Below are 16,784 nucleotides of genomic sequence, written 5' to 3'. Positions count from 1 at the left end.
GGTGAGGGAAATGCTGTCGACCCGTATAGGACCGACCCTTTAGCGCGAAGCTTCCTTGTGGGATGCGGACGCAAAAATGGCGGCTAGCCTAACGAATTTGAGCGACAAACGCACTGTTAGAGGGCGAACTATCCGATCTGCGACATTTTCGTGTCGCGTTTTTGCATGTTAATGGTAGATGCCTGTAAGTACGCCTTCGCGGGCAAGCCTCGCTCCTACAGGTTCTTCGTCGATCACAAGTACGGCAAACGACGAAAAACCTGTAGGAGCGAGGCTTGCCCGCGAAGGGGTCGGCACCAACGATACAAACCCCGGAAACGACAAAGGCCACCCGAAGGTGGCCTTTGTTTGGTGAAGCGTCAGTTAAGCGCGAGGCTTACTTGACAGCCCAACCAGTCAGCTCGGCCAGGGCCTTGCCGATGTCTGCCAGCGAACGCACGGTTTTAACGCCTGCGTCTTGCAGTGCAGCGAATTTCTCGTCTGCAGTGCCTTTGCCGCCAGAGATGATTGCGCCAGCATGGCCCATGCGCTTGCCCGGAGGAGCAGTCACACCAGCGATGTAGGAAACAACCGGCTTGGTCACGTGTGCCTTGATGTAGGCAGCCGCTTCTTCTTCAGCCGAACCGCCGATCTCACCGATCATCACGATCGCTTCGGTCTTCGGGTCTTCCTGGAACAGCTTCAGGATGTCGATGAAGTTCGAACCCGGGATCGGGTCACCGCCGATGCCGACGCAAGTCGACTGACCGAAACCGGCGTCAGTAGTTTGCTTCACAGCTTCGTAGGTCAGGGTGCCGGAACGGGAAACGATACCGACCTTGCCTGGCAAGTGAATGTGACCTGGCATGATGCCGATCTTGCATTCGCCTGGAGTGATCACGCCTGGGCAGTTAGGGCCGATCAGGGTGATACCCAGCTCGTCGCACTTAACTTTAGCGTCCAGCATGTCCAGGGTAGGAATGCCTTCGGTGATGCAAACGATCAGCTTGATGCCGCCGAATGCTGCTTCCAGGATCGAGTCCTTGCAGAAAGGAGCTGGAACGTAGATCACGCTGGCGGTGGCGCCAGTGGCAGCTACAGCGTCTTTCACGGTGTTGAACACTGGCAGACCCAGGTGCTCGGTGCCGCCTTTACCAGGAGTTACACCACCAACCATCTTGGTGCCGTACTCGATGGCTTGCTGGGTGTGGAAACTACCTTGCGAACCGGTAATACCCTGGCAGATAACTTTGGTGTCTTTATTGATCAGGACGCTCATTATTTGCCCTCCGCAGCTTTAACGACTTGTTGAGCAGCGTCGGTCAGGCTGGTAGCAGCGATGATGTTCAAACCGCTTTCTGCCAGTACTTTAGCGCCCAGCTCAGCGTTGTTGCCTTCAAGGCGAACAACAACCGGGATTTTCACGCCGACTTCTTTCACAGCGCCGATGATGCCTTCGGCAATCATGTCGCAACGAACGATGCCGCCGAAGATGTTGACCAGTACTGCAGCGACGTTAGTGTCGGACAGGATGATCTTGAACGCTTCGGTAACGCGTTCTTTGGTAGCACCGCCGCCCACGTCGAGGAAGTTGGCTGGTTTGCCGCCATGCAGGTTGACGATGTCCATGGTACCCATGGCCAGGCCAGCACCGTTGACCATGCAACCGATGTTGCCTTCCAGTGCTACGTAGTTCAGTTCGAACTTGGCAGCGTGCGCTTCGCGCGGATCGTCTTGCGACGGATCGTGGAAAGTCTTCAGCTTAGGCTGACGGTACATGGCGTTGGCGTCGATGTTGATCTTGGCGTCGAGGCAGTGCAGATCGCCGTCAGCCTTGATTACCAGCGGGTTCACTTCCAGCAGAGCCAGGTCGTGATCCTTGAACAGCTTGGCCAGACCTACGAAGATCTTGGCGAACTGAGCAACCTGCTTGCCTTCCAGACCCAGCTGGAATGCCAGCTCGCGACCCTGGAATGGCTGAGCGCCAACCAGTGGATCGATAGTGGCTTTCAGAATTTTTTCTGGAGTGTCGTGAGCGATTTTCTCGATGTCCACGCCACCTTCGGTGGAAGCCATGAACACGATACGACGGCTCGAACGGTCAACGACAGCGCCCAGGTACAGCTCTTTAGCGATATCAGTGCACGATTCAACCAGGATCTTGGTGACTGGCTGACCATTGGCGTCAGTCTGGTAAGTCACCAGACGCTTGCCCAGCCACTGCTGTGCGAAGGCTTTGGCGTCTTCTTTGCTGCGAACCAGCTTAACGCCGCCCGCTTTACCGCGACCACCAGCGTGGACCTGGGCTTTGACAACCCACTCGGTGCCGCCGATTTTGTCGCAAGCTTCTGCTGCTGCTTCCGGGGTGTCTACCGCATAACCGGTGGAAACTGGCAGGCCGTATTCAGCGAACAGCTGCTTACCCTGATACTCGTGAAGATTCATGCTTATTACCGTCTTCGTTAGGTACTGCGCATTCGGTGCTGCACTTGTTCAAGTGCCGCACCACCTGTGACTGCTGCTTGCGTAGCCTTTCCGGATACCCGGTGCAGCCACGCAAGACTGCGTCCAGCGGATATTCCGCGGTGAGTCTTGCATGCAAGGCTCACGACGGGCCATACCGCCGTGGTTTCTTATTGTCTTAACGCTTCTTGCGGTTGGCGATGTGGATGGCGCCGCCATTCACAGCCAGAGCTGCTTCGTGCAAGGCTTCAGACAGGGTCGGATGGGAGAAAACCATCATGCCCAGGTCTTCAGCGCTGGTACCGAATTCCATGCCGATCGCGCCCTGCTGAACCAGTTCTGCAGCGCTCGGGCCAATCACGTGGACGCCCAATACGCGGTCAGTCTTGGCATCGGCAATGACTTTCACGAAACCGCCGGTGTCGTTGGCTGCCATGGCACGGCCACTGGCTGCGAACGGGAAGGTGCCAACGTTAACTTCAACGCCTTCAGCCTTCAAGGTCTGCTCGGTTTTGCCGACCCATGCGATTTCCGGGTGAGTATAAATAACCGAAGGGATCAGGTCATAGTTGATTTGCGCTTTGTGACCCTTGATGCGCTCAACCACCATGATGCCTTCTTCGGACGCCTTGTGCGCCAGCATCATGCCGCGAACCACGTCACCGATCGCGTAAACGCCCGGTACGCTGGTGGCGCACTGGTCGTCAACGAATACGAAACCGCGCTCGTCGATGGTCACACCGCTGTCGGCAGCCAACAGTTCGGTGGTCACTGGACGGCGACCAACGGCAACGATCAGCTTGTCAAAGGTGATGCTCTGTTCGCCGTTGGCGTCGGTGTAGTTCACAACGACTTCGTCGCCGTTCACTTTGGAACCGGTGACGCGAGCGCCCAGCTTGATGTCCAGACCTTGTTTGGTCAGGGTTTTGTAGGCTTCTTTGGAAACGGCGTCGTCAGCAGCCGGCAGGAACTTCTCCAGCGCTTCCAGAACAACCACTTCAGCGCCCAGGCGCGACCATACCGAACCCAGTTCCAGACCGATTACGCCAGCGCCGATAACGCCCAGACGCTTGGGTACGGATTGGAATTCCAGTGCGCCGGTCGAATCGACGATCACTTTCTGGTCAACCGGAGCCGGTGGAATGTCGATCGGACGCGAACCCGAAGCCAGAATCACGTTCTCGGCTTCGATGATTTCAACGCTGCCGTCTGGCTTGGTCAGTTCGACTTTCTTGCCGGCCAGCAGTTTGCCGTGGCCTTGCAGGGAAGTGACGCCGTTCGCCTTGAACAGGGTAGCAACGCCAGAGGTCAGGCCTTTGACGATGTTGGCTTTACGGCCAACCATTGCCGACACGTCCATGGTCACGCCAGCGTGATTGATACCGTGGATCGCGAAGCCTTCTTTGGCTTCCTTGTATTTCCAGGAGCTGTCCAGCAGCGCCTTGGATGGAATGCAACCGACGTTCAGGCAAGTACCGCCGAGGGCCAGTTTGCCTTCCTTGTCGGTGTATTTCTCGATGCAGGCAGTGGTGAGGCCCAGTTGCGCTGCTTTAATGGCAGCCACGTAGCCGCCAGGGCCCGCGCCAATCACTACCACGTCGAATTTCTGAGTCATGTGTCATTCCTTCTCGAATCAAACCGGACGGCCCCTTATGGGGACCGTCGTGGGACGAAGCTGGTCATTACAGACGGGCCGCCATCCTGCACGGCCCATGCAACGAAATCAGATATCCAGCAGCAAACGAGCCGGGTCTTCCAGCAGGTTCTTGATGGTAACCAGGAAGGTCACAGCTTCTTTGCCATCGATCAGACGGTGATCGTAGGACAGAGCCAGGTACATCATCGGACGGATTACGACCTGACCGTTGATCGCCATAGGACGCTGCAGAATGTTGTGCATGCCCAGGATGGCCGCTTGCGGCGGGTTGACGATCGGAGTCGACATCATCGAACCGAAGGTACCACCGTTGGTGATGGTGAACGTACCGCCGGTCATTTCGTCCATCGACAGCTTGCCGTCGCGAGCCTTCTTGCCGAAGGTGGCGATGCCGCCTTCGATTTCAGCCAGGCTCATCAGTTCAGCGTTACGCAGAACCGGTACAACCAGGCCGCGGTCGCTGGAAACAGCAACGCCGACGTCAGCGTAGCCGTGGTAAACGATGTCGCCACCGTCGATCGATGCGTTGACAGCCGGGAAGCGTTTCAGCGCTTCGGTGGCAGCCTTGACGAAGAACGACATGAAGCCCAGGCGTACGCCGTTGTGGGACTTCTCGAACAGGTCCTTGTACTTCGAACGCAGGGCCATGACTTCGGTCATGTCGACTTCGTTGAAGGTGGTCAGCATCGCCATGTTCGACTGAGCTTCTACCAGGCGCTTGGCCACGGTAGCGCGAACGCGGGTCATCGGTACGCGCTTCTCGATGCGGTCGCCAGCGGCGAACACAGGAGCAGCGCCAGCAGGAGCAGCAGCCTTGGCAGGCGCGGCAGCCGGAGCGGCTTTCTTGGCAGCAACGGCTGCAACCACGTCTTCCTTGGTCACACGACCGCCTTTGCCGGTGCCGGCAACGGAAGCGATGTTGATGCCGTTTTCTTCAGCCAGCTTGCGAGCAGCCGGTGCAGCAACAGGATCGTCTTCGCCTTCGGCAGCTGGAGCAGCAGCCTGTGCAGCGGCCGGAGCAGCAGCGGCAGCCGGAGCAGCGGCAGCAGCGCCGCCTTCAACGATGGAGCCCAGGACTTCGTCGGACAGAACGGTGTCGCCTTCGTTCTTGACGATAGCGCCCAGCACGCCGTCGGCAGTGGCCAACACTTCCAGCACAACCTTGTCGGTTTCGATATCGACGATCAGGTCGTCACGCTTTACAGCGTCGCCCGGTTGCTTGTGCCAGGTGGCAACGGTGCCATCGGCAACCGATTCCGGGAAAGTGGGGGCTTTGATTTCGATAGCCATTATCTGTGAGTCCTTAAATTCGGTTTCAGGTGCGCGAAGGCGTTAAACAGTAAAGGCGTCTTGCAGCAGTTTTTCCTGCTGCTCAGCGTGCATCGATGCGTAACCGCATGCAGGTGCAGCAGAAGCCTCACGGCCCGCGTACTCAAGTACGAGAGACTTGTTGAGATTGCTGATGCTACGACGCATGTGGTGTTGGCTGCAGTACCACGCACCCTGGTTCATCGGCTCTTCCTGGCACCACACGGCATTTTTGACGTTGGTGTAAGGAGCCAGGACTTCTTTCAAGTCGTCCTCAGGGAATGGGTACAGTTGCTCGATACGCACGATGGCGATGTCATCACGACCTTCGGCACGGCGTTTTTCCAGCAGGTCGTAGTAGACCTTGCCGCTACACAGAACAACGCGCTCGACCTTTTTCGGGTCCAGTGCATCGATTTCCGGGATAACGGTCTGGAACGAACCTTCGGCCAGATCTTCCAGAGTCGAGATGGCCAACTTGTGACGCAGCAGCGACTTCGGAGTCAGAACGATCAATGGCTTGCGCAGCGGGCGAATCACCTGACGACGCAGCAAGTGGTAGATCTGAGCCGGCGTAGTCGGTACGGCAACCTGAATGTTGTGCTCGGCGCACAGTTGCAGGTAACGCTCCAGACGAGCCGACGAGTGCTCCGGACCCTGACCTTCATAACCGTGCGGCAGCAGCATGGTCAGACCGCAGAGACGGCCCCACTTGTGCTCGCCACTGGTGATGAACTGGTCGATTACCACCTGGGCACCGTTGGCGAAGTCGCCGAACTGGGCTTCCCAGATCACCAGCGCTTCAGGCGTGGTGGTCGAATAACCGTACTCGAACGCCAGAACCGCTTCTTCGGACAGGAACGAATCGTACAGGTCGAAACGTGGCTGGCCGTTGTACAGGTTCTGCAACGGGATGTAGGTACCCGCGTCTTTCTGGTTGTGCAAGACAGCGTGACGGTGCGAGAACGTACCGCGACCGATGTCCTGACCCGTCATGCGAATCGGGTGACCTTCGAACGCCAGGGTCGCGTACGCCATGGTTTCGGCGTAACCCCAGTTGATCGGCAGGCCGCCGGCTTGCATCTTCTGACGGTCTTCGTAGATTTTCGAAACCTGGCGCTGAACCACGAAGCCTTCTGGAATTTCCAGCAGCTTGGCGGACAGTTCCTGCAAGGTCTTCAGATCGAAACGCGTGTCGTGACGTGCAGTCCAGGCGTGGCCCAGGTACGGACGCCAGTCCACGAACAACTCTTTGTTCGGCTCTTTGACCAGGCTTTTTACAACATGCAGACCGTTGTCCAGCGCGTTGCGGTATTCGTCGACTTTCGACTGAACACGCTCAACGTCCAGCACACCGCTCTGAGTCAGGCGATCGGCATACAGTTCACGGGTGGTGCGCTGTTTGGTGATCTGCTGGTACATCAGAGGCTGGGTGCCGCTAGGCTCGTCGGCCTCGTTGTGGCCGCGACGACGGTAGCAGACCAGGTCGATCACCACGTCACGCTTGAATTGCATGCGGTAGTCGATGGCCAGCTGGGTCACGAACAACACGGCTTCCGGATCATCACCATTCACATGGAGGATCGGCGCCTGGATCATCTTCGCAACGTCGGTCGCGTACTCGGTGGAACGCGAGTCCAGCGGGTTGCTGATGGTGAAACCGACCTGGTTGTTGATCACGATGTGCACGGTGCCGCCGGTCTTGAAACCGCGGGTCTGCGACATCTGGAAGGTTTCCATCACCACGCCTTGACCGGCGAATGCCGCGTCACCGTGGATGGAGATCGGCAGAACCTTCTCACCGGTAGGGTCGTTACGACGATCCTGACGGGCGCGAACCGAACCTTCGACCACTGGAGATACGATTTCCAGGTGGGACGGGTTGAACGCCATGGCCAGGTGAACTTCACCGCCGGCGGTCATCACGTTGGACGAGAAGCCCTGGTGGTATTTAACGTCACCGGAACCCAGCTCGACCTTCTTCTTGCCTTCGAACTCGTCGAACAGCTCACGCGGGTTCTTGCCGAAGGTGTTGACCAGCACGTTCAGACGACCACGGTGGGCCATGCCGATCACAATTTCCTTGGTGCCGTAGGAACCGGAACGCTGGATCAACTCGTCGAGCATCGGAATCAGGCTTTCGCCGCCTTCCAGACCGAAACGCTTGGTGCCCGGGTATTTGGTGCCCAGGTATTTTTCCAGGCCTTCACCGGCAGTGACGCGCTCGAGCAGGTGGCTCTTGATGTCGGCGGAGTACGTCGGACGACCACGCACGCTTTCCAGACGCTGCTGGAACCACTGGCGCTGCTCGGAATCGGTGATATGCGTGAATTCAGCGCCGATGGTGCGGCAATATGTCTGCTGCAACGCTTCGTGAATTTCGCGTAGGCTCGCCTCCTCTTTGCCGATGAACAGGTCGCCGGCACGGAAGGTCGTATCAAGATCGGCATTGGTCAAGCCGTAATGATTGATTGACAGGTCTGCAGGTGCAGGACGCTGCCACAGTCCCAGCGGGTCAAGCTGAGCTGCCTGGTGGCCACGCATACGGTAGGCCTGGATCAATCGCAGCACTTCAACTTGCTTCTTCTCGTGCTCACTGCTCACGCTGCCGGCGGAAACCGGTTGGGCGCGGCGCTGGTTCTTTGCCAGCAAGACGAAATGATCGCGAATTGTGGAGTGCGAAACATCGGTGGCAGAGTTGCCTTCGGTCGGCAACTTCTGAAAGTAGGTGCGCCACTCTTCTGGCACAGCGTTAGGGTCGTGCAGGTAGAGCTCATAAAGCTCTTCCACATAGGCAGCGTTACCTCCGGAAAGGTAGGCGCTGTTCCACATGCGCTGCATCACGCTTTCTTGCATGCTTGGTCACCCTCGGTTAGGGGAACACCATCGGCGTCGACACCGAGCAAACTTGCAGAAGTCCGAATGCAGCGACCAAAACAAGCCACTTAGGATCACGCTGATAGTCCGGGTACCAGCCCGGATGCCCCTGCTTGTCTCATTTCTTCAAAATAAGAGCGGCAGCTTTGTGAGCTGCTGCTCAGGTTAAAACTACGGCGCCGGTTGAAGCCTGCGCCGTAGCATCTACGGGTACAGCGGTCCTACGGGTACTGCTGAATCACACGCCGCTTTGCAGCAACATGTGACGTACGTGACCGATGGCCTTAGTCGGGTTCAGGCCTTTCGGACAAACGTTTACACAGTTCATGATCCCGCGGCAGCGGAATACGCTGAACGGGTCATCCAGCGCAGCCAGACGCTCGGATGTCTTGGTGTCGCGGCTGTCTGCCAGGAAGCGATACGCTTGCAGCAGGGCAGCTGGACCCAGGAACTTGTCCGGGTTCCACCAGAAGGACGGGCAAGAGGTCGAGCAGCAAGCGCACAGGATGCACTCGTACAGACCGTCGAGCTTTTCACGCTCTTCAGGGGACTGCAGACGCTCGATGGCCGGAGCCGGCGTGTCGTTCTGCAGGTATGGCTTAACCTTTTCGTATTGCTTGTAGAAGATGCTCATATCGACGACCAGGTCACGGATAACCGGCAAACCTGGCAGCGGACGAACGATCAGCTTGTTACCTTTTACGACAGAAGACAGCGGCGTGACGCATGCCAGAGCGTTTTTGCCGTTGATGTTCATGCCGTCGGAACCGCAAACGCCTTCACGGCAAGAGCGACGATAGGAGAAACCTTCGTCCTGCTCTTTGATCAGGGCCAGCACGTCCAGGACCATCAGGTCCTTACCACCGGTATCGACCTGGAATTCCTGCATGAACGGCGCGGCGTCCTGATCAGGGTTGTAGCGATAAACACTGACTTGCAACATGGCGGCCACCCTTAATAAGTCCGAATCTTAGGTTCAAAAGTCGGAACAGTCTTCGGCGAGAAGTTCACAGCACGCTTGGTCACGCGCTTGTCACCCGGGAAGTACAGGGTGTGGCACAGCCAGTTTTCGTCGTCGCGATCTTCGTAGTCTTCACGGGCGTGAGCGCCGCGGGACTCTTTGCGGATCTCTGCAGCGATGGCGGTGGCTTCGGCCACTTCCAGCAGGTTCTGCAGTTCCAGGGCTTCGATTCGAGCAGTGTTGAACGCCTGGCTCTTGTCGTTGATCTTGACGTTGGCGATACGGCCACGCAGATCAGCCAGCTGAGCGATACCTTTCTGCATGTATTCGCCGGTACGGAATACACCGAAGTAGTTCTGCATGCAGCTTTGCAGTTCTTTACGCAGGGTAGCGACGTCTTCGCCTTCGGTACGCGAGTTCAGGCCATCGAGACGTGCCAGGGCAGCGTCGATGTCGGACTGGCGTGGACGGGCGTAATCAACGCCTTCTTTCAGGGTCTGCTCCAGGAACAGACCGGCCGCACGGCCGAATACCACCAGGTCGAGCAGCGAGTTGCCGCCCAGACGGTTGGCACCGTGAACCGATACGCACGCCACTTCGCCTACTGCGAACAGACCAGGAATGATCTGGTCAACGCCGTCAGCGTCCTGAGTGATTGCCTGGCCATGAATGTTGGTGGCAACGCCGCCCATCATATAGTGGCAGGTTGGAACGACCGGAATCGGCGCCACGGCTGGATCGACGTGGGCGAAGGTCTTGGACAGTTCCATGATGCCCGGCAGACGGCTGTGCAGAACTTCTTCACCGAGGTGATCGAGTTTCAGCATTACGTGGTCGCCATCCGGACCGCAACCGTTGCCGGCGATGATTTCTTTAACCATCGAACGAGCAACAACGTCACGACCAGCAAGGTCTTTGGCGTTCGGAGCATAACGCTCCATGAAACGCTCGCCGTGCTTGTTGATCAGGTAACCGCCTTCACCGCGGCAACCTTCTGTAACCAGTACACCGGCGCCGGCGATGCCGGTCGGGTGGAACTGCCACATTTCAATGTCTTGTACCGGCACGCCAGCACGCAGAGCCATGCCGACGCCGTCACCGGTGTTGATCAGGGCATTGGTGGTGGACGAGTAGATACGGCCTGCACCGCCAGTCGCCAATACGGTCGCGTTAGCGCGAACGTAGGAGGTTTCACCGGTTTCGATGCAGATGACGATCATGCCGACAAAGGCACCGTCTTCGTTCTTAACCAGGTCGACGCCGTAGTATTCGTTGAGGAATACGGTGCCGGCCTTCAGGTTGGCCTGGTACAGGGTGTGCAGCAGTGCGTGACCGGTACGGTCGGCAGCGGCGCACGTACGTGCAGCCTGGCCACCTTTACCGAAGTCTTTCGACTGACCGCCGAACGGACGCTGGTAGATGCGGCCCTGTTCGGTGCGGGAGAACGGCAAGCCCATGTGCTCGAGCTCGAAGACCGCTTCCGGGCCTACGGAACACATGTATTCGATAGCGTCCTGGTCACCGATGTAGTCGGAACCCTTGACGGTATCGTACATGTGCCAGCGCCAGTCATCGTTCGGATCAGCAGACGCGATGGCGCAGGTGATGCCACCCTGGGCGGATACGGTGTGCGAACGAGTCGGGAAAACCTTGGTGACAACGGCAGTCTTGTGACCGCCCTGTGCCAGCTGCAGAGCAGCGCGCATGCCAGCACCGCCGCCGCCAATGATGATGGCGTCGAACGAAAGCGTATTAACTGTAGTAGACATGAATCAGATACCCCAAAGAATCTGCACACCCCAGACGAAGTAAGCGAACATCGCAACGCCGCATACTGCCTGGAAGAGGAAACGTACAGTGGTCGCGGACTTGCCGAACGCCATTGGCGTCAGGTAGTCGGTCGCGATGGTCCACATGCCGACCCAGGCGTGAGCGCCGAGGGCAACGAGGGCCAGGAGACTGAAGATACGCATCCAGTTATTGGCGAACAGTTCATGCCATTGGGCGTAGCCGATGCCTGGGTTGGCAACGACGTATCCGATCAGGAAGATGAAGTAAGCCGCGAGAACGACCGCAGACACACGTTGCGCCATCCAGTCATAGAGGCCCGAACGCGACAGGTTCGTGACGTTAGTTACCATATCCAAACTCCTGCCAGAACGATTACCACCACGGAAACGGCGATAACGATTTTCGAGCCCAGCTTGCCGCCTTCCAGCGTCTCACCGATGCCCATGTCCATGATCAAATGGCGCACACCGGCTACCAAGTGATACAGCAGAGCGGACAGGATGCCCCAAATCACTAGCTTGGCTAGCGGACTGGTCAGACACGCTTTCACCTGACCGAAGCCTTCCTCGGAGCTCAGCGACTTGTCCAATGCGTAAAGCATGATGGCCAGGCTGACAAAGAGGATGACACCGGAGATACGGTGAAGAATGGACGTGTAAGCAGTGACTGGGAGTTTGATGGTCCTTAGGTCTAGGTTTACAGGTCGTTGGCTTTTCACGGCTTTTTTTTCACACTGAAGAGCCCCTAACAATCAGGGCAAAGTTGTTGGGGAGTGCACTGGTCAGGTAACCACCACCCAGGGATGCGACCCCCAATGAAAGCAAGCCCAAAAGCCCTTGGCGGTCGGTGGCCGAGTATAGACAGTTAGGCTACTAATGACAACGCGTTCACCTTCCCCTAATAGCGCATTGCACAAGTTGGATAAAAGGCGTAAATGGCAGTCAATTTCGAGGAAAAAGTCCGGTTAAAGCCTTCTGGAGCAAGACTTTAGGCAAATTGACATTCGAATTTATCTCACTATAGTGGTGCGGGCCCTGCGTGGGGGGTCTGTCTGATGATTTCAAGCATAAATAGGAGGCCACATGGCTGACAAAAAAGCGCAGTTGATCATCGAGGGCGCAGCCCCCGTCGAGCTGCCCATTTTAACCGGCACCGTTGGTCCCGATGTTATCGATGTTCGGGGCCTGACGGCCACGGGCCGTTTCACCTTTGACCCTGGTTTCATGTCGACCGCTTCCTGCGAGTCGAAGATCACCTATATCGACGGCGACAACGGCATTCTGCTGCACCGCGGCTACCCGATCGAACAGCTGGCTGAAAAGTCGGACTACCTGGAAACCTGCTATCTGCTGCTCAACGGCGAACTGCCGACCGCAGAACAGAAGGCCCAGTTCGTCAGCACCGTGAAGAACCACACCATGGTTCACGAGCAGTTGAAGACCTTCTTCAACGGCTTCCGTCGCGACGCCCACCCGATGGCCGTCATGTGCGGCGTAGTTGGCGCCCTCTCGGCCTTCTACCACGACTCCCTGGACATCAATAACCCGCAGCATCGCGAAATCTCCGCGATCCGCCTGGTTGCCAAGATGCCGACCCTGGCAGCGATGGTTTACAAGTACTCCATGGGCCAACCCATGATGTACCCGCGCAACGACCTGACGTACGCGGAAAACTTCCTGCACATGATGTTCAACACCCCGTGCGAGATCAAACCGATCAGCCCGGTACTCGCCAAGGCCATGGACCGGATTTTCATCCTCCATGCCGACCACGAGCAGAACGCGTCGACCTCCACCGTACGCCTGGCTGGCTCTTCGGGTGCCAACCCGTTCGCCTGTATCGCCGCCGGCATCGCTGCACTGTGGGGCCCTGCCCACGGCGGCGCGAACGAGGCTGTTCTGACCATGCTTGACGAGATTGGCGATGTGTCGAACATCGACAAGTTCATCGCCAAGGCCAAGGACAAGAACGATCCGTTCAAGTTGATGGGCTTCGGTCACCGGGTTTACAAAAACCGCGACCCACGCGCCACCGTGATGAAGAAGACCTGCGACGAAGTGCTGAAGGAACTGGGCATCCAGAACGATCCGCAACTCGAACTGGCCATGCGCCTGGAAGAGATCGCCCTGACCGACCCGTACTTCATCGAGCGCTCGCTGTACCCGAACGTCGACTTCTACTCGGGGATCATCCTCAAGGCGATCGGCATTCCAACCAGCATGTTCACCGTGATCTTCGCTCTGGCGCGGACTGTCGGCTGGATCTCCCACTGGAAAGAAATGCTCTCCAGCCCGTACAAGATTGGCCGTCCGCGCCAGTTGTACACCGGCTACGAGTCGCGTGACATCACCAAGCTGGAAGACCGCAAGTAAGATCTTTCTTGCGATAGCGTGTTGAGTTGTACCGGGAACGGCCTCTATTTATATAGAGGCCGTTTTTGTTTGTGCGCTTTGGGTTGTGTGCGTATCCGTTTCTGCGGTGACGGCCACTAATGGTTTCGCCCTTACGGCGAGTCACTTGGAAGAGCCCCAAGTAACCAAGGGCTCTTGCCCCTGTCGTTCGGTGGCTCGCTAATGCTCGCCATGCCCTCGCTCCGGTCCTGCTCCGTGGGCCCGCCGCCATCGACCATCCCTGGCCGGGGGCGGCTAACCCGGCATCCATGCCGGGTTGCCCACTGCGCAGAACCTCCACTCAGCCTCTCGAGGGGGCGTGTACCGCCACAGCCGCCGAGGCGGCCTGGTAGCCGACCTGGCTCTTTGGATGCCCGCGCCGTCCTTCTTGGCTGCGTTCACTCATTCCGGACCTGTACACCAATTCTCTGTAGGAGCCGGCTTGCTGGCGATAGCGGTGGATCAGTCGACGCATTTATTGACTGGAAGGGCGCCATCGCCAGCAAGCCGGCTCCTACACGGGATGGGATTCACACGGTCAAAATTGTAGGAGCTGGCTTGCCAGCAATGGCGCGGATTGTCTGGATGAGCGCGGTGTCCGGGCGTTTTTCGCGAGCAAGCTCGCTCCTACAGAGAAAACTCACTCCAGTCGTTGATTTTGATTTTGCTGTTGCTTTGGCTTTTGACCTTGATCCACCCGCCCCTTCGGAAGGCTGAGTGGAGGTGTTCATCCGGGGATTGGCGCGCAGCGCCGTTCGACGCAGTCGAACTCATCGCATGTAGGTGCCAGCGAAGCCAACCGGAGGGCGATGCCCCCGGATGAATGCCGGAGCGAAGGAACGCCGAGCCTTAGCGAGGGGCCGGACGCTCGGGGCGAGCCTTTTTTGCTTACTTTTTTTGGCGTTTGAAAAAAAGTGAGTCGCCGTAAGGGCGAAACCGTCAGCAGCCGTTACCGCAGAAATGGATATGTACATCTGTAAGAAAATGGTCGGCTGTCAGGCCGTCTTCGCGGGCAAGCCTCGCTCCTACAAAAAGCAATGCAGCAAAAGAAATGCCCCGATCTCTCGACCGGGGCATTTCTGTTTACCGTAACTTAAATCAACAATCCTGAAGCCTTAGTGCGAAACCGCCCCACTCGCCCCCAACCCAGTCTGCGAACGAACAAACTGCGGGAAGAACAGCGCCCGCTCATTATCCGCAGCAGTCGACTTGTCAGTGATCGAGAAGAACCAGATCCCCACAAACGCAATGGCCATGGAGAACAGCGCCGGGTATTCATACGGGAAGACCGCCTTCTCGTGACCCAGGATCTGCACCCAGATGGTTGGCCCCAGCACCATCAAACCAACAGCACTGACCAGACCCAGCCAGCCGCCGATCATCGCACCGCGAGTCGTCAGCTTCTTCCAGTACATCGAAAGCAGCAGCACCGGGAAGTTACAGCTCGCCGCGATGGAGAACGCCAGGCCCACCATGAACGCAATGTTCTGCTTCTCGAACAGAATACCCAGACCGATCGCCAGCACCGCCAGGGCGATGGTGGTGATTTTCGAAACACGAATCTCGTCTTTCTCGTTGGCCTTGCCTTTCTTGATCACGCTGGCATACAGGTCGTGAGACACCGCCGAAGCACCGGCCAGGGTCAGACCGGCAACCACTGCCAGAATGGTCGCGAACGCTACCGCCGAGATGAAGCCCAGGAAGATACTGCCACCGACCGCGTTGGCCAGGTGCACCGCCGCCATGTTGTTGCCGCCCAACAGCGCGCCAGCCGCATCTTTGAAGGCCGGGTTGGTGCTGACCAGCAGGATCGCGCCGAAGCCGATGATGAAGGTCAGGATGTAGAAGTAACCAATGAAGCCGGTTGCATACAGCACGCTCTTACGGGCTTCTTTTGCGTCACTCACGGTGAAGAAGCGCATCAGGATGTGTGGCAGGCCAGCGGTACCGAACATCAGAGCCAGACCCAGGGAGAACGCGGAGATCGGGTCTTTCACCAGACCGCCCGGGCTCATGATCGCCTCACCTTTAGGGTGAACCTTGATCGCCTCGGAGAACAGTGCGCTGAAGTCGAAGTTGACGTGCTTCATCACCATCAGCGCCATGAACGAGGCACCGGACAGCAACAGCACAGCCTTGATGATTTGCACCCAAGTGGTCGCCAGCATGCCGCCGAACAGCACGTACATGCACATCAGGATACCGACCAGGATCACCGCAACGTGATAGTCGAGGCCGAACAGCAGCTGGATCAGCTTGCCGGCACCAACCATTTGCGCGATCAGGTAGAACGCCACTACCACCAGCGAACCGCAAGCGGACAGCGAACGGATCTGGGTTTGCCCGAGGCGGTAGGACGCCACGTCGGCAAAGGTGTATTTACCCAGGTTACGCAGACGCTCGGCGATCAGGAACAGAATGATCGGCCAGCCCACCAGGAAGCCGATCGAGTAGATCAGGCCGTCGTAGCCGGAGGTGAACACCAGCGCGGAAATACCCAGGAAGGACGCCGCGGACATGTAGTCGCCGGCAATCGCCAGACCGTTCTGGAAACCGGTGATCTTGCCGCCCGCCGCATAGTAGTCGGCCGCCGAGTTGTTTTTCTTGGAGGCCCAGTAAGTGATGTACAACGTTGCGCCGACGAACGCCACGAACATCAGGATCGCGGCCATGTTCAGGGGTTGTTTCTGTACGGCGCCGGTCAGGGCGTCAGCCGCCCAGGCGCCAGGTGCGAAAGCTGCGATGCTCAATAGAGCCATTAGACGCCGGATCATTGCTGAGCCTCCTTGAGAATCGCATTGTTCAGGTCGTCGAATTCGCCATTGGCGCGTCGAACGTAGATCCCGGTCAGGATGAAGGCCGAGACAATCAGCCCGACACCGATCGGTATGCCCCAGGTAATCGATGACTCAGGGCTGATTTTCGCGCCCAGAATATGCGGCCCGTAAGCGATCAACAGGATGAATCCGGAGTAGAGACCAAGCATGATCGCCGAAAGAATCCAGGCGAACCTTTCTCGCTTACTAACCAGCTCCTTGAAGCGCGGGCTGTTTTGAATCGAGAGGTAAATGCTGTCGTTCATTGTTTTTATCCTCGCAGCACAGATTATTGTTGGAACGGTATCCACTCTATGCGGCTGCGGGGCAGGTTCCAGACGACCTTAGTATTAGAGCGACATGACAGAATCGCCATTTTCCAGCACGGCGCAACTTCTGTAGGAGCCGGCTTGCTGCGGGCGGCGTTCCGACGATGGCGATTGTGAGGACGCCATCGCCGGCAAGCCTGGCTCCTACACAAAAACAAAAAGCCCCTTGGCTGTTATGCCAAGGGGCCTTGAGAAGTGCTGACCAGAAACGTC

The 16,784-nt window shown here is 57.7% G+C and carries 12 protein-coding genes; 1 reads left to right on the top strand and 11 read right to left on the bottom strand.

The features are described from left to right. Positions 1-376: 376 nt before the first annotated feature. From sucD to sdhC, 9 genes are all read right to left on the bottom strand, one after another. Positions 377-1,258: a succinate--CoA ligase subunit alpha gene (gene sucD, locus IB245_RS01065; protein ID WP_008032672.1), complete on the bottom strand. Its 882-nt coding sequence runs from the start codon at positions 1,256-1,258 to the stop codon at positions 377-379. Then, entirely contained in the window at positions 1,258-2,424 is a 1,167-nt protein-coding gene (gene sucC / locus IB245_RS01060) for an ADP-forming succinate--CoA ligase subunit beta (protein ID WP_007898980.1), read from the bottom strand. The genes sucD and sucC overlap by 1 nt, the downstream gene beginning before the upstream one ends. A gap of 196 nt (positions 2,425-2,620) precedes the next feature. After that, positions 2,621-4,057, bottom strand: a complete 1,437-nt coding sequence (lpdA, locus tag IB245_RS01055) for a dihydrolipoyl dehydrogenase (protein WP_008032670.1) — start codon at positions 4,055-4,057, stop codon at positions 2,621-2,623. A gap of 108 nt (positions 4,058-4,165) precedes the next feature. Beyond that, positions 4,166-5,389: a 2-oxoglutarate dehydrogenase complex dihydrolipoyllysine-residue succinyltransferase gene (odhB, locus tag IB245_RS01050; protein WP_192226099.1), complete on the bottom strand. Its 1,224-nt coding sequence runs from the start codon at positions 5,387-5,389 to the stop codon at positions 4,166-4,168. Positions 5,390-5,431: 42 nt separating this feature from the next. Next, positions 5,432-8,263 carry a 2-oxoglutarate dehydrogenase E1 component gene (locus IB245_RS01045; protein WP_008032666.1) on the bottom strand — a complete coding sequence of 944 codons (2,832 nt, stop codon included), beginning with the start codon at positions 8,261-8,263 and terminating at the stop codon, positions 5,432-5,434. A 259-nt stretch (positions 8,264-8,522) separates the two neighbouring features. Then, entirely contained in the window at positions 8,523-9,227 is a 705-nt protein-coding gene (locus tag IB245_RS01040; RefSeq protein WP_008032664.1) for a succinate dehydrogenase iron-sulfur subunit, read from the bottom strand. Positions 9,228-9,238: 11 nt separating this feature from the next. Next, complete coding sequence (gene sdhA / locus IB245_RS01035) at positions 9,239-11,014, bottom strand: succinate dehydrogenase flavoprotein subunit (protein ID WP_008032662.1); 1,776 nt, start codon at positions 11,012-11,014, stop codon at positions 9,239-9,241. 3 nt (positions 11,015-11,017) lie between these two features. Beyond that, the gene (sdhD, locus tag IB245_RS01030) at positions 11,018-11,386 is read right to left on the bottom strand and encodes a succinate dehydrogenase, hydrophobic membrane anchor protein (RefSeq protein ID WP_008032661.1); all 369 of its coding nucleotides are present in this window, start codon (positions 11,384-11,386) and stop codon (positions 11,018-11,020) included. Next, a complete protein-coding gene (gene sdhC, locus IB245_RS01025) occupies positions 11,380-11,754 on the bottom strand; it encodes a succinate dehydrogenase, cytochrome b556 subunit (RefSeq protein ID WP_017127965.1) in 375 nt (124 codons plus the stop codon). The genes sdhD and sdhC overlap by 7 nt, the downstream gene beginning before the upstream one ends. A gap of 364 nt (positions 11,755-12,118) precedes the next feature. On the opposite strand from sdhC, the gene gltA reads away from it, so the two are divergent. Continuing rightward, positions 12,119-13,408, top strand: a complete 1,290-nt coding sequence (gene gltA, locus IB245_RS01020) for a citrate synthase (protein WP_008032658.1) — start codon at positions 12,119-12,121, stop codon at positions 13,406-13,408. Positions 13,409-14,541: 1,133 nt separating this feature from the next. Here the strand turns inward: gltA and IB245_RS01015 are convergent. Further along, positions 14,542-16,200 carry a cation acetate symporter gene (locus IB245_RS01015; protein WP_008026758.1) on the bottom strand — a complete coding sequence of 553 codons (1,659 nt, stop codon included), beginning with the start codon at positions 16,198-16,200 and terminating at the stop codon, positions 14,542-14,544. Further along, positions 16,197-16,508, bottom strand: coding sequence for a DUF485 domain-containing protein (locus IB245_RS01010; protein WP_008026759.1), 312 nt, complete (start codon positions 16,506-16,508; stop codon positions 16,197-16,199). Before IB245_RS01010 ends, IB245_RS01015 begins: the two co-directional genes overlap by 4 nt. Positions 16,509-16,784 lie beyond the last annotated feature (276 nt).

The organism is Pseudomonas sp. PDM02 (genome assembly GCF_014852285.1).
Classification (GTDB): Bacteria; Pseudomonadota; Gammaproteobacteria; order Pseudomonadales; family Pseudomonadaceae; genus Aquipseudomonas; species Aquipseudomonas migulae.
The sequence above is the reverse complement of the archived record's forward strand: the minus strand, read 5'-3'. Positions and strand labels throughout refer to the sequence as shown.